Consider the following 26778-nt stretch of genomic DNA (forward strand, 5'->3'; position numbering starts at 1 on the left):
AAAAGGTCCATCGTGGCAGTGTGACAACCCCGCCATTTCGGCGTTGCTGCGTTCTATTCTCGATGCAGCAGGTTCTCCGATGGCGGGGGCTTCGAATGACGGAAACTGCGACGTGCCGCGCGTGCGGCACCGAGCCGCGGGCAGGCGCCCGATACTGCGACGCGTGCGGCGCGCCCGTCGCATCGACTCCGGGCGCCGAATACAAGCAGGTCACCGTGTTGTTCGCCGATGTCGTGCGGTCCATGGACATCGCAGCGACCCTGGGCGCCGAACGGCTCCGCGAGATCATGAGCGATCTGTTCAACCACTCCGCGGCCGTGGTGCGCCGATACGGCGGCACCGTCGACAAATTCACGGGTGACGGCATCATGGCCATCTTCGGGGCACCGGTTGCATTGGAAGACCACGCTTTTCGCTCCTGCCTGGCTGCGCTCGAGATCCAGCAGCAGACCGCCGGTCTGGCGGTGCAGGTAAAGGCCCGCGACGGCCTGGACCTGCAGTTGCGGATCGGCTTGAGTTCGGGTCAGGTCATCACCGGCGAAGTCGGCACCGACGCGATGAGCTATACCGCGATCGGTGAGCACGTGGGCATGGCGCAACGGATGGAATCGGTCGCCCCGCCCGGCGGGGTGATGCTCACCGAGTCGACCGCGCACCTGGTCGAGGACACCATGATGCTGGGTGAGCCTGAGATGGTGCAGGTCAAGGGTGCCGATCACCCGATCCGGGCGCGCCGGCTTCTGGAGCTCAACTCCGCACACAACCTGCTCAATGTCGGCGAATCGTCCCTGGTCGGCCGAGGCTGGGAACTGTCCGCCGTCGAGGGCATCCTGGAGCGCTCCATCCAAGGGCACGGCAGCATCGTCCTGCTGGCGGGCGGGCCCGGCATCGGCAAGAGCCGACTGGTCAGCGAACTCGCAGCCAAGGCGGCTGCGCGAGGTGTGCCGGTGCACTCCACATTCTGCGAGTCCCACACCAGCGAAATCCCATTTCATGCCATCGCCGGTCTGCTGCGGGCGGGATTCGGCGTAGCAGACCTGGACCGAGAGGCGGCTCGCGAGAAGGTCCGCGACCAGGTTCCCGACGACACCGCGGAGAGCTTAGACCTGCTCGACGACCTACTCGGTATCGCCGACCCTGACGTGATTCTGCCGGCCATCGATCCCGACGCTCGGCGCCGCCGGCTCACCACCCTGGTCAATGCGGCATCGCTGGCGCGGAGCACACCGACGGTCTACGTCGTCGAGGATGCCCACTGGATCGACGGCGTCAGCGAGTCGATGTTGTCGGACTTCCTGTCGGTGACACCGCAGACTCCTTCCCTGGTCGTGATCACCTACCGACCCGAATACCACGGCGCCTTGAGTCACGTTCACGGTGCTCAGACGATAGTGCTTGCGCCACTGAATGATTCGGAGACCTCAACCCTGATCACCGAGCTGCTGGGGACCGGTGACGGGGTTGCCGACCTGACCGGCACCATCGCCGGCCGGGCCGCCGGGAACCCGTTCTTCGCCCTCGAAATCGTGCGCGACCTGGCCGAACGCGGCCTACTCCGGGGCGAACGCGGCGCCTACGTGCTGTCCGACGGGCAGGGCCGGGTCACTGTGCCGGCCACGCTGCAGGCCACCATCGCTGCCCGGATCGACCGGCTGGATCCGGCCGCCAAGCGGACGCTGAGCGCCGCCGCGGTGATCGGGTCCCGGTTCAGTGCGGGTTTGTTGGCCTGCCTGGATACCGAGCCGGTATTCGAGGATCTGATCGAAGCGGAGCTGATCGATCAGGTGCAGTACACGCCGCACGCGGAGTACGCATTCCATCACCCGATGGTGCGGACCGTCGCTTACGAGTCACAGCTCAAGTCCGATCGCGCTGAACTGCATCGGCGCCTGGCCGACACCATTGCAGAGCGCGAACTCGAACTGGCCGACGAGAACGCTGCGCTGATCGCCGAACACCTGGAAGCCGCCGGCGACCTGCATGCTGCATACACCTGGCACATGCGCTCCGGAGCATGGACGAACACCCGGGATACCGCCGCAGCCCAGGTGTGCTGGGAGCGTGCCCGTCAGATCGCCGACTTGTTGCCCACTGACGACCCCGACCGACCGGCGATGCGGATAGCTCCGCGCACCCTGGTGTGCGGCAATGGTTTCCGCAGCAATGTGAAAGTTTCCGGCGCCCGGTTCGAGGAACTGCAGGAGCTGTGCGAGGCCGCCGGGGACAAAGCCTCACTGGCCATCGGCATGGCCGGGCTTACCGGCGAACTGATGCTGCAGGGGCGGGTGCGTGACGCGTCGCGGCAGGTTTCCGAGCACATGACGCTGATCGAGTCCATCGGCGATCCCGCACTCACCGTCGGTTTGTCGGCCACCCCGATCTCGCTCAAGATCGAGAGCGGCGAGATGGGCGAGGTGCTGCGCTGGTCGCAGATGGCGATCGATCTGGCCGACGGCGACACCACCAAGGGCAACTTCATCATCGGCTCGCCGCTGGCGGCGGCCTTCGCAGCGCGCAGCATTGCCAAATGGTCCCTAGGCCTTGAGGGTTGGCGCGCTGACCTCGATCATGCACTCGCCCTGGCACGCAACACCGACAGGTTCACGCACGCACTCGTCATCACCTGGACGTACTTCACCACGGTCTCCTGCGGAATCCTGCTCGCCAGTGATGATGCGCTGCGCGACATCGACGGGGCGCTGCAGATCACTGAAGGGGCCGGCGACGACATCGCGCTCGGCCTGGCCCGAGTCACCATGGGATACGCCTTGCTGAACCGAGATTTACCGGCGGACCGCGAGCGTGGGCTGTCCATCCTCGGTCAAGTTCGGCAGATGTGCGTGAGTGGACGGTTCTACATGTCCGAGCTGATCGGCATCGATGTGTACACCGCGCGCGAACGGGCCAAGCGCGGCGACCGGGCCGGGGCCATCCGGGTGCTGCGCGAAGCGATCGACGACCTGATTCACAGCGGACAGCTTCCGTACAACATCTTGGCGACCGGAATCCTCGCGGAGACCCTGCTGGACCGCGGCGCGCAGGGCGATGTGGCCGAGGCCGAGGCGGCGATCACCAGACTGGCGGCGACCCCAGCCGAGGACGGCCTGGTCATTCGCGACATCACACTGTTGCGGACGAATGCGCTCATCGCGCGCGCCAAGGGTGACGACGCGAGCTACCGCGAATTCCGGGAACGGTATCGGGATCTGGCCACCCGACTCGGCTTCGAGGGGCATATGGCCTTGGCCGCGGCCATGGCCTGAGTTGGCCTGTTCGGCACCGGCCGGATCCACCGAAACCGCGCTTGCGTCGTACTTGTTATCTCTCAGGACATCGGTGACCGGCCCGCACCGGCACCCAAAGATCTTCTCGCCGGCACCTACCTCCAAAGACTCAGCACCGCCGGAACATTCACCCTCGCCGGGGTCCACTACAAGGTCGACGGCCAGCGAGGCCTAGAGCAGATCCTGGTCGTCACCGGCGGCGACAAGATCACCGTGGCTGACCTCGACGGCGAGGTCCTCATCGAGGACACTCGACCTACACCCGGAGTGAGATACGTCGGCAATGGGCAACCCCCCGACCGCCGCCCCAAGGACAATGAAACGTCACCGATGTCCTGGTGCGGAACTGTCACCGATGTCTTGATACATAACAGCTGCGCGTGTCGCCCGGTGGTGGCATAATCGAACGTATGTTCGACACTGATTCCGATGTGGACCTGATCGACAAGATCAGTGCCGGGGCGCGGGCGGAATCGGCGGCGATCGCAGGCCGCCTGGCCGCGATCGGCGCGCTGGACAGTCTGCGCGAACAGGAGTTGGCCGAGTCGATTTTCTGGCGGACCGATCCGTTCGAGGAAGTGGCCGCCGAAATCTCGGCTGCCCTGCGGATCAGCCGAAACCGGGCCGGCACCCAGGTTCATCACGCCCGGGTGTTGCGGGACAAACTGCCGATGGTGGCGGCGCGGTTCGCGGCCGGGGACATCGATTACCGGGTGGTGCGCACCCTGATCGCCCGCACCGGCATCGTCGATCCCGCGGTCTGGGCCGGGTTGGATGCCGAACTGGCCGCCCGCGCACACCGCTGGATGCGGTTCTCAGACCGACAGTTGCGAGACCGGGTGGATCAGTGGATCGCCAAACTCGACCCGAACGGGGTGCGGGTACCCCCGGAGGTGGACGAGGAACGGTTCGTTCAGGTCGAACCGAGCAGCCCCGGTATGGCTTCGATCTGGGCCAACGTTCACGCTGAGGACGGGGTGGCCCTGAGCCAACGATTGGACGCGGTGGCCAACACGGTGTGTGTCAACGATCCGCGGACCCTCGAGCAGCGCCGCGCCGATGCGGTGGGACCACTGGCCCGGCTGGAATCCCAGCTGCCGTGCCGGTGTCGTCGCGACGATTGCCCGGCCGCCCAGATGCGGGCGGCCGCTGATGCCGCGATGGTCCATGTGCTGGCCAACGAGTCCACCCTGGACGGCAGCTCGGATGATCCGGGATACCTGCCCGGCCATGGAATCCTGCCCGCCGAGTCGGTGCGCAACCTGGCCGCCACCGCCAGACGCAAGCCGGTGGTGGTGCCCACCGAACCCACCGAACCCACCGATCCGGCCGGGGCGACCACACCCGGCAAGTCCACTTCCAACGGAGCCACCGAACCGACTCAGCCCCGTGAACCGGCCAAACCCGGTGAGCCGAGCGGGGCAGCCGAGCCGGGCCAGCCGAGCGAACCGAGCGAACCAGGCGAGTCGGTTGATGCGGCTGATGGATCTGAGCCCCAGTACCGGCCCTCGGTGGCGCTCTCGGAGTTCATCCGCTGGCGCGACCTGACCTGTCGCTTCCCCGGTTGTGACGCCCCGGTGGCACGCTGCGATATCGACCACACCGCACCCTGGCCCGCGGGCCCCACACATCCGTCGAACACCAAACTATTTTGCCGTGCACATCACTTGGTCAAAACGTTCTGCCCCGGCTGGAGCGATCGCCAATTACCCGACGGCACCATTGAATTCACCGCACCCACCGGACACACCTATGTCACCGAACCGCACGGGGCCGGAATGTTCCCCACCCTGGCCACCCCGACCGGGGACCTGAACCTCCCCGAACCGCAAGCCCCGCACCCTGATCGGGGCGCCAAGATGCCGACCCGCCGCCAAACCCGCGAACAAGACCGCCAAGACCGCATCGCCGAAGAACGACGGCTGCGCGCCGAACTCAACAACGACCTCGACGTCGAATACCAATACCAAATCTGGCTCGCCGAAGAATACGGACCACCCCCACCCTTCTGAGGCAGGCGGGTGGGCATCAACCTTCGGCGAATTCCTTGAACCGCTGCAGGCGAATTGGCCACGTCTGGCATTGACGCCATCGCCACCGGCGGAGCCGACTACTGTTCGGCAGCCTCGATATGTGCGTTCTGAACGGCGTACTCCCCCGGTGTGCTGCCCAGCATGGACCGGAAGTCGTTGATGAAATGGGCCTGGTCATACCAGCCGAGTCGCACTGCAAGATCGGCGAAATCGACGCCGGGCACGGTCTCGATCTCCAGGGCCGCCTGCTGCAGCCGATATCGGCACAGCACCCACTTGACCGTCACCCCGACATAGCGTCGGAACACCCGTTGCGTCGTGCGGGTACTCCACGGTGAGAGCGCCATGACCTGCTCCACCCGATGTAGTGTCGCGTCGTCACGCATCCGGTCGATCAACGGGCAGAGCGAGCGGTAGGTCGGGTCGTCCAGAACCGGTGCGCCCAACAGCTCGTCGTCCACCTGCACCACGCGGCCGGTCAGCGCGGCAGCGTCCCCGCCAAAACGGGCCACGAAGCCGCCCGGCCGAAATCGAGCCCCCACCACACCGCCCCGGCCGCTGATCGTGATGCGGAAAACCTCGGGCACCACCCCGTGCAGCAACGTGCTCGGCAATCGATGGCCATGGCGCACAACATCATCGCCCCACTCACGGGTGAGATGCACGGCAGGGAAGGTGATCACTGTGCTCTCGAATGGACCTGTCTCGCGCCGGTCCCAGGTCACCGACCAGTAGTGCTCGATGAAGCTCGCGTCCTCCCCTGACGGCGCCCACCGGTGGAGGTCGAATGCCGAAGCGCTGCCTGCACGGCCCACCACGCCGCGCATTGGCGCGTTTTTACAAGCGGCCACGGACCACAGCCTACGAAACTGACGGATATGAGTGTCACACCGATTCCAGAGGGCTACACCAGCCTGACTCCGTTCATCTGCGTCGACGGCGCTGCCGAGGCCATCACCTTCTACCAGAATGTGTTCGGCGCCACGGTCATCGAGCGGATGGACGGCACTGACGGCACCGTCTCGCACGCCGAGCTGGATTTCGGCAACGGTCGGCTGCAACTCGGCGATCCGCAGGAAGCGTTTCAGATCGCCGCTCCCCGGCCAGGCGGCCCGGCAACGTATTCGATTGGGCTGTACTGCCCCGACGTCGACGACGTGGTGGCCCGCGCGGAGAAAGCCGGGGCGACCATTCGCGAGTCCCCACAGACCTTTGTCACCGGCGACCGGTTCGCGTCCGTCCTCGACCCGTTCGGTCTGCGCTGGACCGTGATGACCCGCGTCGAGAACTTCACGCCGGCCGAACGTGAACGCCGCGTCGCTGAATGGGCCGCCACCGCCGGCGGCTAACGTGGCGGGATGTCTTGCGTGTTCTGCGCCATCGTCGCAGGCGTTGCCCCCGCCATCCGCATCTACGAGGACGACGATTACCTGGGCATCCTCGACATCAGGCCGTTCACCCGCGGACACACGCTGGTGATCCCGAAGCGACACAGCGTCGACCTGACGGACACGCCGCCGGCGAGCGTAGCCGCGATGGCCGGCATCGGGCAGCGCATCGCGCGTGCGGCCCGGCAATCCGGGCTGCACGCCGATGGCAACAACATCGTCATCAACGACGGCAAGGCCGCCTTTCAGAGCGTGTTCCACATCCATCTACACGTGGTGCCGCGCCGCACCGGCGACAAGTTGTCGTTCGCCAAGGGCATGGTGCTGCGCCGTGATCCGGACCGCGAGGAATCGGGACGCCTGTTACGTGCAGCGCTGGCGCAGCTCGACGAATCCGCGCAGGATTGACCGCATGAGCATGCCCTGGTGGGAGCGCTACATCGGCCTCCCGATGCTGTTGTTGCACGACAAGATCTACAAGGCCACCAACGGCCGGATCGGGCACACGATCCCCGGTGGCCCGTCGACACTGATCCTGCATACCGTCGGCGCCAAAACCGGTCAGCATCGCGCGAATTCGCTGGCCTATGCGAAGGACGGCGCCGACTACCTCGTGGTGGCGTCAAAAGGTGGCGAGCCCACGTCTCCCGGCTGGTACCACAACCTGAAAGCAAAACCGCAGGTCGAGATCAACGTCGGCCCCAAGCGACTGGGCGTGACGGCCAAGCCGGTACTGCCGGGCGATCCCGACTACCTGCGGCTGTGGGAGATCGTGAACGACATGAAGGGCAACAAGGATCGCTACAAGGGGTACCAAAAGCGGACATCACGTCCGATTCCCGTGGTCGTGCTGGCGCCTGAGAACTGAGCCCCTAGAACAGTTCCTTGGCCAGCAGTTCCAAGGTGGTGTCGCGCGCCGTCGCGGTAGCCGGATCGGCGCCGCGGCGGGCCGAGGCCACGGGGTTGATCATGACCTCGTCGACGTCGAATTCTTCGGCCAGGGCCCGGACCTGCTCGGCCGCTTCGGTGGGCGAACCAACCACGGCACGCGCAAGCCCGGACGCCACGACGGCCTGTGCTTGCGGAGTGAGAGTGGTCGCCTCGGCATCCTCGACCAGGTCGAGGGCGCCGAGTGGCTGGCCGGTGCGCAGCCGGCCCATCATCTGCAGCTGGGGCAGGAGTAACGCCGTGGCCTCCTCGGTGGTCTCGGCCACCGAGGCGTTCACGGTCAGGAAGGTCACCGGCTCGGACGCCAGGTCGCTGGGCTGGAATTCGTCGCGGTAGACGGCCAGCGCCTCGGCAGTGCCCTGGCCGGAGAAATGATGGGCGAACACGTACGGCAACCCCTTGGCCGCGGCCAGATGCGCCGAGTACATCGACGAGCCGAGCAGCCACATCCGCGGTTCGCTGACCGCGGCCGGCGTCGCCTTGAGCACGTAGTTCTCCCGCATCAGGTCGCGGGGCAACGGCACCCGCACGCCGCGGGCACCCATCAGCGCAACCACATCGTCGAGGTACTGCGGGAACGCCTCGATATCGCGATCGTCGCGCCCGGCGGCACCGCGCAGGGCCAGCGAGGTGACCGGATCGGAACCCGGGGCACGGCCGATACCGAGGTCGATGCGGCCGGGGTAGGCGGCCTCCAGCAGCGCGAACTGCTCAGCCACCGCCAGCGGCGCATGGTTGGGCAGCATCACCCCGCCCGAACCCAGCCGCAGCTGCGTCGTCTGCGCGGCGAGATGCGCGATCAGCACCGGCGGACTGGTGGCGGCCACCGCGGGCATGTTGTGATGCTCGGCGAGCCAGTAGCGGGTGTATCCGAGCCGGTCAGCGGTCTGCGCCAGGTGAGCCGTTGCCGTCAGGGCATCGGCAGTGGACTGGTCGGTACGTACCGGGACGAGGTCGAGGACAGAAAGCCGCATGACAGCGTCAACGTCATGAGCCGTCCGGTTCGTTCCCGCCCGGCTCGGCCACCAGGTGCTTGGCGGTGGTGAAGACGTCGTCCAGCATGGCAGGCGTGAGCCGGCCGGTGAAGGTGTTCTGCTGGCTGGGGTGAAAGCAGCCCAACAGCGTGACCGGGCCGAACGCCGAGGTCAGCGTCACCGTCGCACCGTGGCCGAACTTGGGCGCCGGTTTGACGTTCGAGCCGATCAACTCCAGTGCGGCTCGCCACGCGAACCCACCCAACGCGATGACCACTCGCACCGACGGTCCCACCAACCGCCATTCGGCCTGCAGCCAGGGCGCACAGGTGGCCCGCTCGGCCGGGGTGGGCGCATTGGCCGGCGGTGCGCAGCGCACCGCGGCGGCCATCCGGGTGTCGATCAGCTGCATGCCGTCGGCGGCGTCGACGCACACCGCCTGGTTCGCCAGCCCGGCCCGGTACAACGCGGCGAACAGGAAATCCCCGGACCGGTCCCCGGTGAACACCCGTCCGGTGCGATTGGCGCCGTGGGCGGCCGGAGCCAGCCCGACGATGAAGATGCCCGGACTCTCCGCACCGAACCCCGTTGCCGGCCGACCCCAATATGGTTGATCGGCAAAGGATTTCCGTTTGGCCACCGCCACCTCTTCACGCCAGGTGACCAGCCGCGGGCAGGCCCGGCACACCGAGACCAGCGCGTCCAGCTCCGGGACAGTGGGCACCCGGGCGGCCAGCCGCCGCACCTGCGCGGCGGTCTTGGCCACCGGGGTCGACGCATCGGCCGGATCACCGGGCCAGCCCGAGCCTGGCGGCACCGGCGAGGTGAACAGGACCCCGGTCCTTGGATGTTGAAGTTGTGGGATCAACACGGGTCCACTGTGCCGGAAATTCCGTCGCGGCAGGGGCGGGCACGCTGTTAGATTCGCCGCGATACCCCATGACGAACACCGAGCGCGGCCCCCTGCGGCTGATCCTGTTCGCCGCGTTGATGGCCGGCGCAGGCAACGGCATCACGATTGTCGCGTTCCCGTGGCTGGTGTTGCAACGCAACGGATCCGCGCTCGACGCATCGATTGTCGCGATGGCCGGGACACTGCCGCTGTTGGTCGCCACGCTGATCGCCGGGGCCGCGGTCGATTATCTGGGCCGGCGACGGGTCTCGATGATCTCGGATCTGCTGTCGGCCCTGTCGGTCGCCGCGGTTCCGATGCTGGCCCTGATATTCGGGGTGGACGCGGTCAATGTCGCGGTGCTCGCGGGCCTGGCCGCGCTCGGTGCCTTCTTCGATCCGGCCGGGATGACCGCACGCGAAACCATGCTGCCCGAGGCCGCCGGCCGGGCCGGCTGGACTCTGGATCACGCGAACAGCGTGTACGAGGCGGTGTTCAACCTGGCCTACATCGTCGGGCCCGGCATCGGCGGCCTGCTGATCGCCAGCCTCGGCGGGATCAACACCATGTGGGTGACGGCCGGGCTGTTCTGCTGCTCGATCCTGGCCATCTCGGTGCTGCGGCTGGAAGGAGCGGGCACCCCGGACCGCACGATGCTGACCGAAGGTGTGCTCGCGGGCATCGTCGAAGGGCTGCGATTCGTCTGGCACACACCGGTATTGCGCACCCTGGCGATCGTCGACCTGGTGGCCACCGGGCTGTACATGCCGATGGAATCCGTCTTGTTCCCGAAGTACTTCACCGACCGCAACGAGCCCACCGAGCTGGGCTGGGTGTTGATGGCGCTGAGCATCGGCGGACTGCTCGGTGCGCTCGGTTACGCCGTGCTGTCCAGATACATGAGCCGACGGGCCGCCATGCTGACCGCGGTGATCACGTTGGGGGTGGCGATGACGGTGATCGCGTTCCTGCCGCCGCTTCCGCTGATCCTGGTGCTGTGCGCGATCGTCGGGTTCGTCTACGGGCCGATCGCGCCCATCTACAACTACGTCATGCAGACCACCGCACCGCAGCACCTGCGCGGCCGGGTGGTCGGGGTGATGGGGTCACTGGCCTACGCTGCGGGCCCGCTGGGTCTGATCCTGGCCGGGCCGCTGGCCGACGCCGCCGGCCTGCACGCGACGTTCCTGGCCCTGGCCCTGCCGATGCTGCTGCTCGGCCTGGTCGCGGTGTTCCTGCCGGCGCTGCGTGCGCTGGACCTAGCATCGAAGCCGTGAATGCCGCCGCATTGCCGATGCTGATCAGCGAACTCCCCGAAGGTGTCGTCGTCACCGACCCCGACATCCTGGCCTCCTACCGCCAGGACCGGGCCGCCGATCCGGCGGCGGGCACCCCTCTGGCCGTGGTCCGGCCCAACCGCACCGAGGAAGTCCAGACCGTGCTGCGCTGGGCCGGCGAGCACCAGGTGGCCGTGGTACCCCGCGGCGCCGGGACCGGATTGTCCGGCGGCGCGACCGCCCTCGACGGCGGGATCGTGCTGTCCACCGAGAAGATGCGCGACATCACCGTCGACCCGATCACCCGTACCGCAGTCGTGCAGCCCGGCCTGCTCAATGCAGAGGTGAAGAAAGCCGTTGCCGCACAAGGACTCTGGTACCCACCCGACCCGTCTTCGTTTGAGATCTGCAGCATCGGCGGCAATGTCGCCACCAACGCGGGCGGGCTGTGCTGCGTCAAGTACGGCGTGACCACGGACTACGTGCTCGGCCTGCAGGTGGTGCTGGCCGACGGCACCGCGGTGCGGCTGGGCGGCCCACGGCTGAAAGACGTTGCGGGACTGAGCCTCACCAAGCTGTTCGTCGGTAGCGAGGGAACCCTGGGCGTGGTCACCGAGGCGACGCTCCGGTTGCTGCCGCCGCAACACACCCCGTGCACCGTGGTGGCCACCTTCGATTCCGTGGAAGCCGCCTCGAACTCGGTCGTGAAAATCACCGGCAAGATCCGGCCGTCCATGCTGGAGTTCATGGACGCGGTGGCGATCAACGCCGTCGAAGACAAGCTCAAGATGGGCCTGGACCGCAACGCCGCGGCGATGATGGTGGCGGCCTCCGACGATCGAGGCGCCGCCGGTGCCGACGATGTTGCCTTCATGGCCGAGGTGTTCACCGAATGCGGGGCCACCGAGGTGTTCTCCACCTCCGACGCCGAGGAGGGCGAGGCGTTCGTGGCGGCCCGCCGCTTCGCCATCCCGGCCGTGGAGGCCAAGGGGTCACTGCTGTTGGAGGACGTCGGGGTCCCGCTGCCCGCACTGGCCGAACTGGTCAGCGGGGTGGCCGACATCGCCGCGCATCGGCGACTGCTGATCTCGGTGATCGCCCACGCCGGTGACGGCAACACCCACCCGCTGATCGTGTTCGACCCGTCGGACGCCGACGAGGCGCAGCGGGCCCAGCTGGCGTTCGGCGAGATCATGGATCTCGCCGTCGGCCTGGGCGGCACCATCACCGGCGAGCACGGCGTGGGACGGCTCAAGCAGCCGTGGCTCGCCGGTCAGATCGGCCCGGACGCCATGGAACTCAACCGACGGATCAAGAATGCGCTGGACCCGCAGAACATCCTCAATCCCGGCGCAGCGATCTGAGCTCGTCTCAGGCGACGCCGAGCAGAGCCAGTAGCTCGTTGGTGCGCCACCAGATCAGCGCGGCGAACAATACGGCGAACGCCACCGAGACACCGATCTGGATGGCAGTTCGACGCGCACGCGGGGCATACACGTAGGCCGCGGCGATCCCCGCTCCGGTGATCAGTCCGCCGATGTGGCCCTGCCAGCTGATCGCCCCGGTCCCGAGTGCGGGCCCGGCGAAGGTGAAGACCAGGTTGATGATGACGACGGCTGCGATCGAGCGGACGTCGAGGTTGAGCTTGCGGGCCACCACGAAGATCGCGCCGAACAGGCCGAAGATCGCACCCGAGGCTCCGGCGGTCGCGCTGTTCAGCGGGGACAGCAGGTACACCAGCACCGAACCGCCGAGCCCGCTGAGCGCGTACAGCGCGCCGAACCGTAACCGGCCCAACCACTGCTCCAGCGGCGGCCCCACCACATACAGCGCCCACATGTTGAACAGCAGATGCATGGCGCCGTAGTGCAGGAACATCGAGGTCACCAGCCGGTAGTACTGGTCGTGCACGGCGATGCCCGGTGGCCACAGCGTGAGTTCGGTCTTGAGTCCCCCAACCGCCAACTCGAGCACGAACATCACCACGTTGACCGCGATCAGCGAGTAGGTCAGGATCGGCGGCCCGGTGCGGGCCACCCCGCCGAACTGCGTGCGTGTTGCCTGCACCGACTTGGCACCCTCGTTGACGCAATCCACACACTGATGGCCCACGGCCGCTGAGCGCATGCACTCCGGACACACGGGGCGCTGGCAGCGGGCGCATCGCACATAGGTGGGGCGGTCCGGATGCCGGTAACACGTCGGCGTCTGGGCAGGTAGCTGCGGCGCGTCAGGGGTGCTCATCACGCCCGAGCCTAATGCGGGCCAGCGCAATCCCGAGAACGGCCCGACGGGCCCACCATTGACATCAATGCTGTCAGTGTCGTACCAATAAGACATGGCATCGACTTTGTCTCACAGCCCGGCTCGGTTCCAGCCCGCCGACGCCGACACCTGGCCCAACCCTTGGCCCATGTATGCCGCGCTGCGCGACCACGATCCGGTGCACCACGTGGTGCCCGAAGGGGCTCCGGAGCACGACTACTACGTGCTTTCCCGGCACGCCGACATCTGGGCGGCCGCCCGTGACCACGGCACCTTTTCCTCCGCACAGGGCCTGACGGTCACCTACGGCGAGCTGGACATGATCGGGCTCGCCGACAACCCGCCGTTTGTCATGCAAGACCCACCGGTGCACACCGAGTTCCGCAAGCTGGTCTCGCGCGGGTTCACCCCGCGCCAGGTGGAAGCGGTGGAGCCGAAGGTGCGGGAGTTCGTCATCGAGCGCCTCGAGGGGTTGCGCTCGAATGGCGGCGGGGACATCGCCGCCGAGTTGTTCAAGCCGCTGCCCTCGATGGTCGTCGCGCACTACCTCGGGGTACCCGAGTCGGACCGCGACCAGTTCGACGGCTGGACCGACGCCATCGTCGCGGCCAACAGTTCGGCAGGCGGCATCACCGCGGCGATGGGTACCGCCGGCGCCGCGGTGGCCTCGATGATGGGCTACTTCTCCGAGCTCATCGAGCGGCGTCGTCGCGAGCCCGGGGACGACACGATCTCGCACCTGGTCGCGGCGGGCCAAGAAGAAGGAGCGGCGGACGTCGTTGATCTGCTGTCGATCCTCGCGTTCACATTCACCATGGTCACCGGCGGCAACGACACCACGACCGGAATGCTCGGCGGCACAGTGCAACTCCTACAGCAGCGGCCGGATCAGCGCCGGCTCCTGATCGACGATCCCGAGCTGATCCCGGAGGCAATCGACGAGTTCCTGCGGCTCACCTCCCCGGTGCAGGGCCTGGCCCGCACCACCACCCGCGACGTCATCATCGGCGACACCACCATCCCGGCCGGGCGCAAGACGCTGCTGCTGTACGGCTCGGGCAACCGCGACGAGCGTGAATTCGGCGACAGCGCAGCAGAACTCGATGTCCGACGTGCGCCGCGCAACATCCTGACCTTCAGCCACGGCGCACACTTCTGCCTCGGCGCGGCCGCCGCCCGGATGCAGTCCCGGGTGGCACTGACCGAATTACTCTCGCACTACCCCGATTTCGAGGTCGATCTGGACGCGGTGACGTGGGCAGGCGGCAGCTACGTGCGGCGGCCGGTGTCGGTGCCGTTCCGAGCCGGGGCCTGATGCCCCGCGACTGGTTGTCGGCCCGGCGGTCCGAAGTGGCCGCCGACCACATCCTCGACGCCGCCGACGTGCTGTTTACCCAGCAGAACGCGGCGACCGTCGGCATGCACGAGATCGCGGCGGCCGCAGGCTGTTCCCGCGCCACGCTGTACCGCTACTTCGAGAATCGCGATGCGCTCTACACCGCCTATGTGCACCGCGAGGCACGGCGGTTGTACGAAGAGGTCAGCGAGCAGGTGGCCGCGGTCACCGATCCGGCGCAACGTCTGATCGAGGGCGTGCTCACCGCGCTGAACGCGGTGCGCGACAGCCCGGCACTGTCCTCGTGGTTCGCCGCCGCGCAGCGGCCGATCGGTGGCGAGATGGCCGAACACTCCGAGGTGATCCGCGCGCTGGTGGAGGGCTTCGTACGTTCGCTCGCCAGCGCCGGCGGAGCCGGCAATTCAGCCGGAGCAGGCGCAGCCGACGACGAGGTGGGCCGGCGAGCCCGCTGGTTGGTGCGGGTCATGGTGTCGCTGCTGGTCTTCCCGGGCGGCGACGAGGCCGACGAGCGCACGATGCTGGCCGAGTTCGTCGCTCCGTTGGTCATCCCGGGACAAGTACCCGCCGAGTAGCCGATTGCCGCGCGGGACAGGCTCACCTGCCCCATACTTTCGAATATGGCCAGTCACCCGACGCCATTTTCGCCGGTACCGGCGGTCACCAGCATCGCCGAGGTGGTCTCGGCCATCGACACGATCACCGACTGGGCCGTGGAAAACTCAAGCCGGCTGGGCTATTTCGCCGCCCTGTACAAGCGGATCACCATCGCGGTCGGCACCGCCGTCGAGGACGGGGCATTCGAGGACGGGCCTCGGATGGACCGGCTGGACGCGGCGTTCGCGTCCCGGTACTTCGATGCACTGAACGGCTACTTCCACCCCGGCAGGTACCCGAAACCCACCCGGTCGTGGCGCGCCACCTTCGAGTGGGCCGACAAACCCGCGCCGATCATCGTGCAGCACATGCTCGCCGGGGTCACGGCCCACATCGTGCTCGACCTCGGCATCGCGGTACAGGGGCTCGTCGGCGCGGGCCGACTGCCCTCGCTGCACAAGGATTTCGATACCATCAACGCGGTCCTGGCGAGCCAGATAGCCGGGGTGGTCAACGACATCAACGAACTGTCACCGGCGCTGACCGACATCTATGCCGTGCTGCAGCAGCATCAGATCTTCGTCCTGAACGAGGCCATCCGATCGCTGCGTGACAGCGCATGGCGGTTCGCCACCGTGCTGGCGCTGGAACCTGGATTTGCGCGGGCACCGACGATCTGGGCACGAGACCTACAGGTGAGCCGGCAGGCGCAGGCGGTGTTCGATCCACCCAGCTTGGTCGGCGCCTTCGACCTGGCCATCAAGGAGATCGCGGCACGCGAGAGCCGCGATGTGGCCCGCAACGTCCAGGTGCTCGACGAGATCGCCGGGACGCCGGCCCCGATCCAGACGGCGTTGTGAGCCGGGTGGTCAGGCCACCCAGTAAGCCTGCGCCTTGATGGATTTGCGCGGGATCCCATACTCCTCACGGAAGACGCGCGCCACCGCCCGAGTGGTGCGGTTGTTGCAGGCGACCCAGCCGAAGTGGTCAGAGGCGTCGAACGCCGACGCGCTGACGGTCTCCAGCAGATCCTCTTCCACCCGGTCCACCCAGATGATCTCCGCGCCACCGGTGACCGGCAGTTCGCGGTCGTCGTCGTACCCGGCCTCCAGGAATACCCAGGCCGGGGTGTCCCCGATCGCCTCCAGCAGTGAGTTGATGGCCGGAAGCGACGCGGTGTCGCCGACGATGACGTATCCGGCCGGCATAGGTTCGGGCAGCGTGAAGTTGCTGCCGAGGACCGTCACGTCCAGAACGTCTCCGGGCTGGGCCGAGCGTGCCCAGCGAGTGGCGATGCCGTCGTGCATCGCGAAATCGATGTCGACGGTTCCGGCCTGCGGATCAGGGTTGACCAGCGTGTAGCCACGTTGATGAGCCTTGCCCGCGTCAGGGAACCACGCCCGCACCCACATCGTCGGGTGCACCCGCTGTTCGGCAAGCAACCGCTCGGCGCTGAAGTGCAGCCTGAGGTAGTTCGGTGTGAGCTCGGTACGGCCCGACACCGTCAGTTCGTAGTCGCCGCCACGCCAGAGTTTGACCAGGGCTCCTTCCAGCCCGCGCGACGCCTTCTGCTCACCCATGCGCACCTCTCCGTGATCCATGTTAGGTAAGCATACCCTAACTAGAAGGTCAGGAGCGGACGCGCGTGAACCGATGCAGCAGCCAGGCCGCCGGAACGGTGAACACCATCGTGAGCACAAACAGGTTGAACATCGACCCCGTGTAGACCGGATCCCGCATCACCTCGACCATGACCAGCTCCATGATCATCAGGTGGATCAGGAAGATCTCGTAGGAGATCTCACCGAGAAAGACCATCGGCCGCGAAGCGAGAAATCGGTTGTACCAACCGCGGTCGCCGAGCGCGGGCGGCGCCACCAGCAAGGCCGCGATCACCGCGTAGAAGAACGTCTTGACCAACGCCTCGCTCAACTTGGCGGGCGACGTGGTCGGCTCCCCCGCGAGCGGCGTCGACGCGATGAAGTAACAGACCACGGCCAACGGCACACACACCATGGCGTAGCCGCGAACCTTGATTTGCGCCAGCACCGTCAGGGCCATCCCTGCCACGAACCAGGCCATGTACGTGGGTAGCCACAACCGGGCGCCGTCGGGCAGGTTCGTCGAATCGTGCACGATCGTCAGCCACACGGGCGACACCGCGGCCAGCACCGCCAGGCCGAAGAACAGCAGCCCCGGCCGCCAGCGCCGGCGGCACAACACCACCAGCAGCAGATAGGCCACCAGCGGCAACGCAACGTAGAACGCCGCCTCCACCGCCAAGCTCCACATCTGGGTCAGCCCCTGATGCAGATAGGCGAACAGATAGTTGTCGGTGTAGATCTGGGACAGCGTCAGATTGCGGAACAGACCCATCCAGGTGTGACCGGGGTTCGGCCCGGCGGTGCGAAAGTGGTAGAGCAGATAGGCGATCAGCACCGTGACCACATAGGCCGGCATGATCCGTCGGACCCGGTGCCAGGCATAGCGGCGGACGGACGGCACGTCGCCACCCGTGGCCGCGGCCTTTACCCACGGACGGAACAACAGAAAACCGCTGAGCACGAAGAAGATCGGCACACCGATCTCGGCGCGCGAATACACCAGCCCGAGATAGCCCTGCCCGTACTTGCCGGTCGTGTAGGCCGCGTGTGTCAGCACCACCAGAATGGCGGCCACCGCGCGGATCCCGGTCAGTGACGCCACGCGTCGGGACCCAGAACCCCCGGGGGCCACCGCGTCTACCGACTCGAGGCCACCCTGATCCGACGGATCCGTCACGCTGCGGGAAACCGTCACTTGGTCTTCCGGTGCGGCTTCCCCGAGCGGTCGCGGTGATCAGAACGGTCTTTGTACTCACGGCGCGGCCCACGGTCGGCGCGTTCAACACGCTCCGGCTGCAGATTGATCAGCATCCCCGAGATCCGGGTGTTCTCCAGCGCTTTGAGCGTCTTGCCGGGCAACTTCTCGGGCAGCTCAACCAGCGAGTAGTCCCCGCGGATGGTGATGTGACCGAACTCGTTGCGGTGCAGACCACCCTCGTTGGCAATAGCGCCCACGATGTGGCCGGGACCCACCTTGTGCCGCTTGCCGACCGAGATCCGATACGTCGCCAGGCCTTCGGGTCGCGGACGCTCCTTGCGCGGGGGCCGATCGTCCCGGTCGCGATCCCGCTCCCGGCGCTTCTCCGGCGGCGGCTCGGTCATCAGGAACTCTTCGCCATTGCGCGATTGCAACGCGAGCGCCGCGGCGATATCGACCATCGGCACGTCGTTCTCGCGCTCGAAGTCCTCGATGATCCGGCGGAACAACTCCAGCCCGTCGCCGTTGAGCGAGTCCGTGATCGAGTCACGGAACTTTGCCACCCGCTGCGCGTTGACATCCTCGACGCTGGGCAGCTCGGCCTCGACGACCTTCGACCGGGTGTGCTTCTCGATCGACTTGAGCAGATGGCGTTCACGTGGGGTGACGAACAGCAGGGCATGCCCGGACCGACCGGCCCGGCCGGTGCGGCCGATGCGGTGCACATACGACTCGGTGTCGTTCGGGATGTCGTAGTTGACGACATGCGAGATGCGCTCGACGTCCAGACCGCGAGCGGCCACGTCGGTGGCGACCAGGATGTCGATCGTGCCGTCCTTCAGCGCGGCGATCGTGCGCTCACGCTGAGCCTGGTTGATGTCGCCGTTGATGGCCGCGGCCGCGAAACCGCGGGCCTTGAGCCGCTCGGCGACCTCCTCGGTGGCCTGCTTGGTACGGACGAACACGATCATCGCGTCGCCCTCCTCGACCTCGAGCACCCGCGTCAGCGCGTCCAGCTTGCGCGCACCGGCCACCTGGATGAACCGCTGCGTGATGTTCTCGGCGGTCGCGGTCTTGGCCTTGACCGTGACCTCGACCGGATTGTGCAGATATTTGGTGGTGATCTTGCGGATGGCCGGCGGCATGGTGGCCGAGAACAGCGCCACCTGCTTGTACTCCGGGGTATCGGCGAGGATCCGCTCGACCTCTTCGGCGAAGCCCATGGTGAGCATCTCGTCGGCCTCGTCGAGCACCAGGTAGTCCAGTTTCGACAGATCCAGGGTGCCGCGCTCGAGGTGATCGATCACCCGGCCCGGAGTGCCCACCACCACCTGCGCACCGCGCCGAAGCCCGGACAGCTGCACGGTGTAGGACGCTCCGCCGTAGATGGGCAACACATTGACCGCGGGCAGGTGCGCGCCATACCGGCCGAATGCCTCCGCGACCTGCAAGGCCAGCTCACGTGTCGGGGCCAGCACCAGCGCCTGGGTGGCCCTGCTTGAGGTGTCGATCTTGGACAGGATCGGGATGGCGAAGGCCGCGGTCTTGCCGGTGCCGGTCTGGGCCAGCCCGACGACATCGGAGCCGGCGAGCATGGCCGGAATGGTCGCGGCCTGGATCGCCGAAGGCGACTCGTAGCCGACATCAGTCACTGCCTTCAACACCGCAGGGTCAATCTGCAGGTCGGCAAACGTTGGGGCGGTATCCCCCGAATCCGGGTCTGGCGAGGTCATCGGTTCAGAAGTCTAGTGCCAATCGAACGAAATCCCGGCCGCGCGCCTGCACAACCCCGCAGCGGGGTCACGGTAGGTTGCCCAACTGTGAAACGGGTCGCAGTGTTCGCGACGGCCGCAAAGACGATCACCGTGGCCGTCTCTGCTTCCGTGTTCACGCTCGCGGGATGCGGATCGGGCGATTCCACGGTCTCAAAAACCCCCGAGGCCAGCGCCAATGCGGCGCCGGCCCCGGCATCGAAACCTGCTACCAAGGCCGCCCCGACGTCGGCAGCACCGGCGGCCGACCCGTGCGCGGTGAACCTGGCCGCCCCCGAGATCGCCAAGGCCGTCTCCGAATTGCCCCGCGACCCCCGCAGCAATCAGGCCTGGAGCTCCGAACCGCTGGCGGGCAACTACAACGAGTGCGCGCAACTGTCGGCGGTGATCGTGCGGGCCAACACCAACTCCGAACACCCCAACACCCGAGCTGTGCTGTTCCACCTCGGCAAGTTCATCCCCACAGGCGTGCCCGACACCTACGGCTTCAACGCCATCGACAAGACGGCCAGCACCGGTGACACCGTGGCGCTGCAGTACTCCGGCGGACTCCACGGACTGGCCAGCACGGTGAAGTTCCGCTGGAACGGCGGCGGCGTGGAGTTGATGGGCAACACGTAGCCTTCCCGGCCTCCGGCACCATGTCGGTGCCCTCCCATACAGTGACAGCGTGTTCGTCACCGGCGAAGGCGCTGCCGCGCCGACGGTCATCTACAGCGCGTCGGACCTGGCCGCGGCCGCCCGCTGTGAATATGCCCTGCTGCGCTCGTTCGACGCACGGCTGGGCCGGGGCCCGGCGGTGTCCTCCGATGACGAATTGCTCGCCCGCACAGCAGAACTCGGCGACGAGCACGAACAGCGCCACCTCGATGAACTGCGCGCCGACGCAGCACCGTCGGAGGTGACGGTGATCGACCGGCCCGCCTACACGGTGGCCGGCCTGACATCGGCGGCCGCAGCCACCCTGGACGCGGCGCAGCGTCGGGACCCGGTGATCTACCAGGCGGCGATGTTCGACGGGCGCTTCGCCGGATTCGCCGACTTCCTGATCTGGGACGGCGCCCGGTACCGCCTGCGGGATACCAAACTGTCCCGGTCGGTGAAGGTCGAGGCGCTGCTCCAGCTGGCCGCCTACGCCGACGTGCTGGCCCGCGCCGGAGTCCCGGTGGCCGACGAGGTCGATCTGGTCCTCGGCGACGGCGCGGTGTCCAGCTACCGCATCGACGAGCTCCTGGCGGTGTACCGGCCGCGGCGCCGCGCGCTGCAGGCACTGCTCGACGGGCATCTCGCCGCCGCCGGCGCGGTGTCCTGGTCCGACGAAAGTGTGCGGGCGTGCTTCGGCTGCCCGGAATGCGAGCACCAGATCCGCACCACCGATGACCTCTTCCTGGTGGCCGGAATGCGGGCGAACCAGCGCGCCCGCCTCATCGACGCCGGCATCACCACCACCCATCAGCTGGCCGTCCACACCGGCGCCGTACCCGGACTGGCCCAGCGCATGGTGACAGCGCTGACCGGTCAGGCCCGCTTGCAGGTGGCGCCGCGGGTGGAAGCCAAGCCGCCGTATGAAGTCGTGGATCAGCAACCGCTGATGCTGCTGCCGGATCCAGACAAGGGCGACCTGTTCTTCGACTACGAGGGTGACCCGTTGTGGACCGTCAACGGTCACGACTGGGGCCTGGAATACCTGTGGGGCGTCCTCGGTGCGGAGGGCAATTTCCAGCCGTTCTGGGCACATGACCGGGCCAGCGAACGTCAGGTGCTCATCGATTTCCTGGACCTGGTTCGCAAGCGCCGCAAGCGTTTTCCCAAGATGCACATCTACCACTACGCACCCTATGAGCGCAGCACCCTGCTGCGGCTGGCCGGCCGCTACGGGGTCGGCGAGAACGATGTGGACGACCTGCTGCGCAACGGCATCCTCGTCGACCTCCTTCCGTTGGTACGCAAGAGCATTCGCGTCGGCACCGAGAACTACAGCATCAAGTCGCTGGAGCCGTTGTACATGGGGACCGAACTGCGCGACGGTGAAGTCACCAAGGCCACCGATTCGATCACCGAGTACGCGCGGTACTGCGCCCTGCGCGAGGCCGATCAGCACGACGAGGCGGCCACCGTGCTCAAGGAGATCGAGGAGTACAACCGCTACGACTGCCGTTCCACACACCGGCTGCGGGACTGGCTGATCACCCGGGCGTTCGAAGCCGGCGTCCCACCGCGCGGTCCCCAACCCGTACGCGACGGCGCACCGATCGAGAAGGCCGACGCCACCGACCGCAAGCTGCTCAAATTCGCCGGCGACGGAGTCCAACCACGAACCGCCGAGCAGCAGGCAGTGGCGCTCGTCGCCGCGGCCCGCGGTTTCCACAAGCGTGAGGACAAGCCGTTCTGGTGGGGCCATTTCGACCGGCTCAACAATCCGGTCGACGAATGGGCGGACAGCACAGGCGTTTTCGTTGCCGAACAGGCGCAGGTCGTCACCGACTGGCACACCCCGCCACGCGCCCGTAAACCGCAACGGCAGGTCCTGCTGACCGGCGCCATCGACGCCGGAGAACTGAGTACCGAGGTGTACGCGTTGTACACCCCGCCGGCACCGGCAGGCCTGTCCGACGACCCGGACCGGCGCGGCTTCGGCAGCGCGACCGTCGTCGGCTGTGACAACCCGGAGGCACCCACCGAGGTGCTGATCACCGAACGCCAACCCAAGGACAGCGACACCTTCGCCCAGGTGCCGTTCGCACTGACCCCCGGGCCGCCGGTCAATACCCGGCCGCTGCAGGCGTCGATCGACAGCACCGCCACCACCGTCGCCACCGGTCTGCCGAACCTGCCCGCCGACGCGGTGACCGACATCCTGCTGCGCCGCCCGCCACGCACCGTCAGCGGCCGGGCACTGCCCCGCAGCGGCGACACCGCGGCCGACATCACCGCGGCGCTGTTGGATCTGGACTGCTCCTATATCGCGGTGCATGGACCGCCCGGCACCGGCAAGACCCACACGTCGGCACAGATCATCGCCCGGCTGGTCAACCAACACCATTGGCGCATCGGGATCGTCGCGCAGTCACATGCGGTGATCGAGCATCTGTTGGAGCAGGTGCTCGACGCCGGGGTGGACGCGGCGCAGGTGGCCAAGAAACGCAAGGGCGCCGACCCCCGGTGGACTGAGATAGCCGAAAACCACTACGCCGCGTTCATCGCCGACCATCCCGGCTGCGTGATCGGCGGTACCGCATGGGATTTCGCCAACGAGACGCGGGTGCCGCGGCAGTGCCTCGATCTGCTGGTGGTCGAGGAAGCCGGCCAGTTCAACCTCGCCAACACCATCGCGGTGGCCCCGGCCGCGCGCAATCTGCTGCTACTGGGCGACCCGCAGCAACTCCCCCAGGTCTGTCAGGGCACCCACCCGGCACCGGTCGACGATTCTGCACTGGGCTGGCTGGTCGAGGGAGCGCACACACTGCCGGCCGAACGCGGCTACTTCCTGGAGAACTCGTTCCGGATGCATCCGGCGGTGTGCGGGCCGGTGTCGCGACTGTCCTACGACGGCCGGCTGCGCTCACACGAAAAGGTCAGCGCGGCACGCAAACTCGACGGTGTCGCACCCGGCGTACGCGTGCTCGAGGTGCCGCATCTGGGCAACTCGACCGACAGTCCGGAAGAGGCCGACGCGATCGTCACGGCCATCACCGGCGTGCTGGGCACCACCTGGACCGACGAGCACGGCAGCACGCCACTGGGGCAGGACCACATCCTGGTGGTCACCCCCTACAACGCCCAGGTGACAACAATGCGTCGGGCACTCGACGCAGCGGGTCTGACCGACGTGCAGGTCGGCACCGTGGACAAGTTCCAGGGCAGGCAGGCGCCCGTGGTGTTCGTGTCGATGACAGCGTCCTCGGCCGCCGACGTGCCCCGCGGAATCGGATTCCTGTTGAACCGCAACCGCCTCAACGTGGCGATCAGCCGGGCCAAGTACGTCGCCTTTATCGTGCGCTCACCACAGCTCACCGACTATCTGCCCGGCCAGCCGGACAGCCTCATCGCACTCGGCGCGTTCCTCGCCCTGACCGATCACGACGATCTGAGCCTGTGATACACCCAACCGGTGACTGAAACGCTTACCGAAACGCTTGCCGGGATCGTCGGTTCGGGGTATGTCACCACTGATCCCGACGTGCTGGACAGCCGCTGCGTCGACCACACCGGGCGTTACCGCGGAGCGGCCGCGGCTCTGGTCCGGCCCGGCACGGCCGATGAAGTGGCCTCAGTGCTGCGCGCCTGTCGCGCCGCGGGAGCATGTGTCACGGTGCAGGGCGGCCGGACCTCACTGGTGGCCGGGACGGTGCCGGAGAACGACGACATCCTGCTGTCCACCGAGCGACTCACCGAGATCGACGCAGTCGACACCGTCGAGCGACGGGTCAGCGTCGGCGCCGGGACACCGCTGGCCGCAGTGCAGCGAGCCGCTGCAGCAGCCGGACTCGTGTTCGGCGTGGACCTGGCCGCACGTGAATCGGCGACGGTCGGCGGGATGGCCTCCACCAATGCCGGCGGTCTGCGCACCGTCCGCTACGGCAACATGGGCGAGCAGGTGCTGGGCCTGGACATCGCGCTGCCCGACGGGTCGGTGATCCAACGGCACAGCCGGGTGCGCCGCGACAACACCGGATACGACCTGGCCGCACTGTTCGTCGGCGCCGAAGGCACCCTCGGGGTGATCACCGCGCTGGACCTGCGCCTGCACCCCACCCCCACCCACCGCGTCACCGCGATCTGCGGATTCGCCGACCTGGGCACACTGGTCGACGCCGGCCGCATCTTCCGCGATCTCGACGGCATCGCCGCCCTGGAACTGATCGACTCCCGGGCCAGCGAGCTGACCGGCGAGCACCTGGGGGTGGGCGCCCCGGTCGAGGGCGCCTGGCAGTTGCTGATCGAACTGGCCGGGGACAGCGACCAGACCGAACGCCTGGCCGACGCACTGGAGGGCGCCGACATCTGCGGTGAACCCGCCGTCGGCGTCGACGCCGGAGCCCAGCAGCGGTTGTGGCAGGTCCGCGAGTCGGTGGCCGAAGTGCTCGGATTGTTCGGCCCGCCACTGAAATTCGACGTATCCCTACCGTTGTCGGCGATCGGCGGCTTCGCCGACGCAGCCGCCGAATTGATCGCCGGCCATGCGCCGGAAGCCATCCCGGTGCTGTTCGGCCACATCGGTGAGGGCAACCTGCACCTGAACGTGCTGCGCTGCTCCACCGACGTCGAGCCGGCGCTGTACGCCGCGATGATGCCGCTGATCGCCGACTGCGGCGGCAACGTCAGCTCCGAACACGGCGTGGGTTCACGCAAGCGCGACTACGTGGCGATGTCCCGCACGGAGGCCGACATCGCCGCCATGCGCACCGTCAAGTCCGCATTCGATCCGGGCGGCTACCTCAATCGCGCTGTGCTGTTCACCGGTCGCGCTCGGCCATGAACTCGGCGTAGATGTTCTCCCACTTCTCGGGGTCCTCGGCCAGTGGCAGCGACCGGAACGAATCGGTCACCGCTTCGTCGCCGTCACCCGCGGCACGGTCATGATGGCTCACGGTGAACTCGACATAGTCATCGTCATCGTCGTCGCGGGGGTCGAGGTACGGCTCCTGGCTCGGCGCGATCGTGGGCTCGGCACCGAAACCGAGCAGGAACAACGCCGCCACCACACCGAACAGCGCGATGAACGCCGGCAGGAGCATCGACTGCGACATCGCTGCGGCGAACGGCGCGTGCAGGAACTCCGGCAACTCGGCGACTGCACCCTCACCACGGGGCGCGGCACTTGCCGGCCCCGGCAGTTCCGCGCCGATCCGCTGCGTCGTGTACGCCGCGATCCCGGCACTCCCGAGCACCGACCCGACCTGGCGCGTGGCGTTGTACACACCGGACCCCGCCCCCGCCAGATCCTGGGGCAGGTTGCGCGTCGCGGTGGCGGCCAACGGGGACCAGATGAACGCCATCCCGATGCCCATCACCAACTGCGGCAGCAGCAACCGCCAGATCGGCGTCGTCGGGGTCATCTCCAACGCCAGCCAGGTCAGCCCGATCGCCATCGCCGAGAAACCGAAACCGATCACCGGTGTGGGATGCGTCCGGTCGACGATGCGGCCCACGACCGGCGCCAACACACCGCTGGCGATCGCGGTCGGTGCGGTCAACAGCGCCGAACGGATCGGCGACAACCCGCACACGGTCTGGGCGTAGAACATCAACGGCAGGATCATCGCGGTCACCGCGAACCCGATCGTCGCGACGCCGACATTGGCGAGGCTGAAGTCGCGATCTTTGAAGATCCGTAACGGGATCAGCGGCTCGCTGGTGTTGACTGCCTGCCAGCACACGAACGCCACCATCGCCGCGATACCGACCGCTCCGGTGGCCCACACCCACGGTGCCCAGTCCCGCGACTGCCCCTCCTGCAGCGCGAACACGATCAGGAACATGCCGACCCCGGACAACACCACGCCCAGGACGTCGAACCGGTGGGGTTGGGTGGGCAGCACCGGCACCAGCCAGACCGCCAGGCCGAGGCCGACAATTCCGATCGGCACGTTGACGAAGAAGATCCACTGCCAGCCCAGTCCCCCGACCAGCAGGCCGCCGGCCAGCGGACCGACCAGGGTGGCCACCCCGGCGGTCGCACCCCACACGCTCATCGCCACCCCGCGCCGCCCGGGCGGGAAGATACGGGTGATCGTCGACAGGGTCTGCGGGGTCAGCAGGGCCGCGCCGATGCCCTGCACCACGCGGGCGGCGATCAGCATCTGGATGCTGCCGGCCAGGCCGCACCACAGCGAGGCCGCGGTGAACACGGCCAGGCCGGCCAGGTAGAGGTTCTTGGGCCCGTACACATCGCCCAACCGCCCCGCGACGAGTAGCGGCACGGCGTAGGCCAGCAGGTAGGCGCTGGTCACCCAGATCACGCCGTCGTAATCGGCGCCGAGCTCTTCCATGATGGTCGGATTGGCGACGGCGACGATCGTCGCGTCGACCAGGATCATGAAGAAGCCGACCATCATGGCCCACAGCGCGTTCCACGGGTTGTCCGCACGCGCGGGCGCCCTGCCCTGCGGGCTCGGGGTTCGGGCGTTCAGCGCTGGAGACATGGCGATTGCGGTGGGTTGGGCCTCGGGTCCGGCTTAGTTGGGTTGTT

At 67.4% G+C, this 26778-nt stretch carries 21 protein-coding genes; 13 read left to right on the top strand and 8 right to left on the bottom strand.

Going from position 1 to position 26778, the window contains the following annotated elements; genetic code table 11:
• The first annotated feature begins 95 nt into the window (after nucleotides 1-95).
• Together HBE63_RS17090 and HBE63_RS17095 are read left to right on the top strand one after the other, a co-directional pair.
• Nucleotides 96-3263: an AAA family ATPase gene (locus HBE63_RS17090; RefSeq protein WP_166905796.1), complete on the top strand. Its 3168-nt coding sequence runs from the start codon at nucleotides 96-98 to the stop codon at nucleotides 3261-3263.
• Nucleotides 3264-3694: 431 nt separating this feature from the next.
• Nucleotides 3695-5296, top strand: a complete 1602-nt coding sequence (locus HBE63_RS17095) for an HNH endonuclease signature motif containing protein (RefSeq protein WP_166905797.1) — start codon at nucleotides 3695-3697, stop codon at nucleotides 5294-5296.
• A gap of 98 nt (nucleotides 5297-5394) precedes the next feature.
• On the opposite strand, the gene HBE63_RS17100 is transcribed toward HBE63_RS17095, so the two are convergent.
• Nucleotides 5395-6144, bottom strand: coding sequence for a helix-turn-helix domain-containing protein (locus HBE63_RS17100; protein ID WP_208301470.1), 750 nt, complete (start codon nucleotides 6142-6144; stop codon nucleotides 5395-5397).
• Nucleotides 6145-6195: 51 nt separating this feature from the next.
• On the opposite strand from HBE63_RS17100, the gene HBE63_RS17105 reads away from it, so the two are divergent.
• The 3 genes from HBE63_RS17105 to HBE63_RS17115 are packed head-to-tail and all read left to right on the top strand — an operon-like array spanning nucleotide 6196 to nucleotide 7573.
• Entirely contained in the window at nucleotides 6196-6666 is a 471-nt protein-coding gene (locus tag HBE63_RS17105; RefSeq protein WP_166905799.1) for a glyoxalase/bleomycin resistance/extradiol dioxygenase family protein, read from the top strand.
• A gap of 9 nt (nucleotides 6667-6675) precedes the next feature.
• Complete coding sequence (locus HBE63_RS17110) at nucleotides 6676-7113, top strand: HIT family protein (RefSeq protein ID WP_166905800.1); 438 nt, start codon at nucleotides 6676-6678, stop codon at nucleotides 7111-7113.
• Nucleotides 7114-7123: 10 nt separating this feature from the next.
• Nucleotides 7124-7573 carry a nitroreductase family deazaflavin-dependent oxidoreductase gene (locus HBE63_RS17115; protein ID WP_166909906.1) on the top strand — a complete coding sequence of 150 codons (450 nt, stop codon included), beginning with the start codon at nucleotides 7124-7126 and terminating at the stop codon, nucleotides 7571-7573.
• Between the two features lie 4 nt (nucleotides 7574-7577).
• On the opposite strand, the gene HBE63_RS17120 is transcribed toward HBE63_RS17115, so the two are convergent.
• Together HBE63_RS17120 and HBE63_RS17125 are read right to left on the bottom strand one after the other, a co-directional pair.
• Nucleotides 7578-8627, bottom strand: a complete 1050-nt coding sequence (locus HBE63_RS17120; protein WP_166905801.1) for an LLM class flavin-dependent oxidoreductase — start codon at nucleotides 8625-8627, stop codon at nucleotides 7578-7580.
• Between the two features lie 13 nt (nucleotides 8628-8640).
• On the bottom strand, nucleotides 8641-9495 hold the full coding sequence (locus HBE63_RS17125) for a uracil-DNA glycosylase (RefSeq protein ID WP_371815038.1): 855 nt from the start codon (nucleotides 9493-9495) through the stop codon (nucleotides 8641-8643).
• Nucleotides 9496-9566: 71 nt separating this feature from the next.
• On the opposite strand from HBE63_RS17125, the gene HBE63_RS17130 reads away from it, so the two are divergent.
• Together HBE63_RS17130 and HBE63_RS17135 are read left to right on the top strand one after the other, a co-directional pair.
• Nucleotides 9567-10796, top strand: a complete 1230-nt coding sequence (locus tag HBE63_RS17130) for an MFS transporter (RefSeq protein WP_166905803.1) — start codon at nucleotides 9567-9569, stop codon at nucleotides 10794-10796.
• Between the two features lie 17 nt (nucleotides 10797-10813).
• On the top strand, nucleotides 10814-12160 hold the full coding sequence (locus tag HBE63_RS17135) for an FAD-binding oxidoreductase (protein ID WP_166909908.1): 1347 nt from the start codon (nucleotides 10814-10816) through the stop codon (nucleotides 12158-12160).
• Between the two features lie 7 nt (nucleotides 12161-12167).
• Here HBE63_RS17135 and HBE63_RS17140 read toward each other — a convergent pair whose 3' ends face one another.
• The gene (locus HBE63_RS17140) at nucleotides 12168-13040 is read right to left on the bottom strand and encodes a rhomboid family intramembrane serine protease (protein WP_166905804.1); all 873 of its coding nucleotides are present in this window, start codon (nucleotides 13038-13040) and stop codon (nucleotides 12168-12170) included.
• Nucleotides 13041-13134: 94 nt separating this feature from the next.
• On the opposite strand from HBE63_RS17140, the gene HBE63_RS17145 reads away from it, so the two are divergent.
• The 3 genes from HBE63_RS17145 to HBE63_RS17155 are packed head-to-tail and all read left to right on the top strand — an operon-like array spanning nucleotide 13135 to nucleotide 15872.
• Nucleotides 13135-14376: a cytochrome P450 gene (locus tag HBE63_RS17145; RefSeq protein ID WP_166905805.1), complete on the top strand. Its 1242-nt coding sequence runs from the start codon at nucleotides 13135-13137 to the stop codon at nucleotides 14374-14376.
• Nucleotides 14376-14990 carry a TetR/AcrR family transcriptional regulator gene (locus HBE63_RS17150; protein WP_166905806.1) on the top strand — a complete coding sequence of 205 codons (615 nt, stop codon included), beginning with the start codon at nucleotides 14376-14378 and terminating at the stop codon, nucleotides 14988-14990. The genes HBE63_RS17145 and HBE63_RS17150 overlap by 1 nt, the downstream gene beginning before the upstream one ends.
• Nucleotides 14991-15035: 45 nt before the next feature.
• The gene (locus HBE63_RS17155) at nucleotides 15036-15872 is read left to right on the top strand and encodes a DUF5995 family protein (RefSeq protein WP_166905807.1); all 837 of its coding nucleotides are present in this window, start codon (nucleotides 15036-15038) and stop codon (nucleotides 15870-15872) included.
• A 9-nt stretch (nucleotides 15873-15881) separates the two neighbouring features.
• Here HBE63_RS17155 and HBE63_RS17160 read toward each other — a convergent pair whose 3' ends face one another.
• The 3 genes from HBE63_RS17160 to HBE63_RS17170 are packed head-to-tail and all read right to left on the bottom strand — an operon-like array spanning nucleotide 15882 to nucleotide 19547.
• A complete protein-coding gene (locus tag HBE63_RS17160) occupies nucleotides 15882-16592 on the bottom strand; it encodes a siderophore-interacting protein (RefSeq protein WP_166909910.1) in 711 nt (236 codons plus the stop codon).
• A gap of 49 nt (nucleotides 16593-16641) precedes the next feature.
• Nucleotides 16642-17811: an acyltransferase gene (locus HBE63_RS17165; protein ID WP_166905808.1), complete on the bottom strand. Its 1170-nt coding sequence runs from the start codon at nucleotides 17809-17811 to the stop codon at nucleotides 16642-16644.
• On the bottom strand, nucleotides 17808-19547 hold the full coding sequence (locus tag HBE63_RS17170; protein ID WP_166905809.1) for a DEAD/DEAH box helicase: 1740 nt from the start codon (nucleotides 19545-19547) through the stop codon (nucleotides 17808-17810). The genes HBE63_RS17165 and HBE63_RS17170 overlap by 4 nt, the downstream gene beginning before the upstream one ends.
• 87 nt (nucleotides 19548-19634) lie before the next feature.
• Here HBE63_RS17170 and HBE63_RS17175 point away from each other — a divergent pair, with 87 nt between their 5' ends.
• The 3 genes from HBE63_RS17175 to HBE63_RS17185 are packed head-to-tail and all read left to right on the top strand — an operon-like array spanning nucleotide 19635 to nucleotide 25065.
• Nucleotides 19635-20207: an LppP/LprE family lipoprotein gene (locus HBE63_RS17175; protein WP_371814770.1), complete on the top strand. Its 573-nt coding sequence runs from the start codon at nucleotides 19635-19637 to the stop codon at nucleotides 20205-20207.
• Between the two features lie 49 nt (nucleotides 20208-20256).
• Complete coding sequence (locus HBE63_RS17180; protein ID WP_166905810.1) at nucleotides 20257-23685, top strand: TM0106 family RecB-like putative nuclease; 3429 nt, start codon at nucleotides 20257-20259, stop codon at nucleotides 23683-23685.
• A gap of 12 nt (nucleotides 23686-23697) precedes the next feature.
• Nucleotides 23698-25065 (top strand): FAD-binding oxidoreductase, encoded by a 1368-nt coding sequence (locus HBE63_RS17185; protein WP_166905811.1) that lies wholly within the window; start codon nucleotides 23698-23700, stop codon nucleotides 25063-25065.
• Here the strand turns inward: HBE63_RS17185 and HBE63_RS17190 are convergent.
• Nucleotides 25043-26731 carry a DHA2 family efflux MFS transporter permease subunit gene (locus HBE63_RS17190; RefSeq protein ID WP_166905812.1) on the bottom strand — a complete coding sequence of 563 codons (1689 nt, stop codon included), beginning with the start codon at nucleotides 26729-26731 and terminating at the stop codon, nucleotides 25043-25045. The genes HBE63_RS17185 and HBE63_RS17190 overlap by 23 nt on opposite strands.
• Nucleotides 26732-26778: the final 47 nt, after the last annotated feature.

The sequence above is a fragment of the Mycobacterium sp. DL440 genome (assembly GCF_011745145.1).
Classification (GTDB): Bacteria; Actinomycetota; Actinomycetes; order Mycobacteriales; family Mycobacteriaceae; genus Mycobacterium.

Coding starts and splice junctions, on each gene's coding strand:
- HBE63_RS17090 (WP_166905796.1), top strand. CDS start 96: ATGACGGAAACTGCGACGTGCCGCGCGTGCGGCACCGAGCCGCGGGCA.
- HBE63_RS17095 (WP_166905797.1), top strand. CDS start 3,695: ATGTTCGACACTGATTCCGATGTGGACCTGATCGACAAGATCAGTGCC.
- HBE63_RS17100 (WP_208301470.1), bottom strand. CDS start 6,144: ATGCGCGGCGTGGTGGGCCGTGCAGGCAGCGCTTCGGCATTCGACCTC.
- HBE63_RS17105 (WP_166905799.1), top strand. CDS start 6,196: ATGAGTGTCACACCGATTCCAGAGGGCTACACCAGCCTGACTCCGTTC.
- HBE63_RS17110 (WP_166905800.1), top strand. CDS start 6,676: ATGTCTTGCGTGTTCTGCGCCATCGTCGCAGGCGTTGCCCCCGCCATC.
- HBE63_RS17115 (WP_166909906.1), top strand. CDS start 7,124: ATGCCCTGGTGGGAGCGCTACATCGGCCTCCCGATGCTGTTGTTGCAC.
- HBE63_RS17120 (WP_166905801.1), bottom strand. CDS start 8,627: ATGCGGCTTTCTGTCCTCGACCTCGTCCCGGTACGTACCGACCAGTCC.
- HBE63_RS17130 (WP_166905803.1), top strand. CDS start 9,567: ATGACGAACACCGAGCGCGGCCCCCTGCGGCTGATCCTGTTCGCCGCG.
- HBE63_RS17135 (WP_166909908.1), top strand. CDS start 10,814: ATGCTGATCAGCGAACTCCCCGAAGGTGTCGTCGTCACCGACCCCGAC.
- HBE63_RS17140 (WP_166905804.1), bottom strand. CDS start 13,040: ATGAGCACCCCTGACGCGCCGCAGCTACCTGCCCAGACGCCGACGTGT.
- HBE63_RS17145 (WP_166905805.1), top strand. CDS start 13,135: ATGGCATCGACTTTGTCTCACAGCCCGGCTCGGTTCCAGCCCGCCGAC.
- HBE63_RS17150 (WP_166905806.1), top strand. CDS start 14,376: ATGCCCCGCGACTGGTTGTCGGCCCGGCGGTCCGAAGTGGCCGCCGAC.
- HBE63_RS17155 (WP_166905807.1), top strand. CDS start 15,036: ATGGCCAGTCACCCGACGCCATTTTCGCCGGTACCGGCGGTCACCAGC.
- HBE63_RS17160 (WP_166909910.1), bottom strand. CDS start 16,592: ATGGGTGAGCAGAAGGCGTCGCGCGGGCTGGAAGGAGCCCTGGTCAAA.
- HBE63_RS17170 (WP_166905809.1), bottom strand. CDS start 19,547: ATGACCTCGCCAGACCCGGATTCGGGGGATACCGCCCCAACGTTTGCC.
- HBE63_RS17190 (WP_166905812.1), bottom strand. CDS start 26,731: ATGTCTCCAGCGCTGAACGCCCGAACCCCGAGCCCGCAGGGCAGGGCG.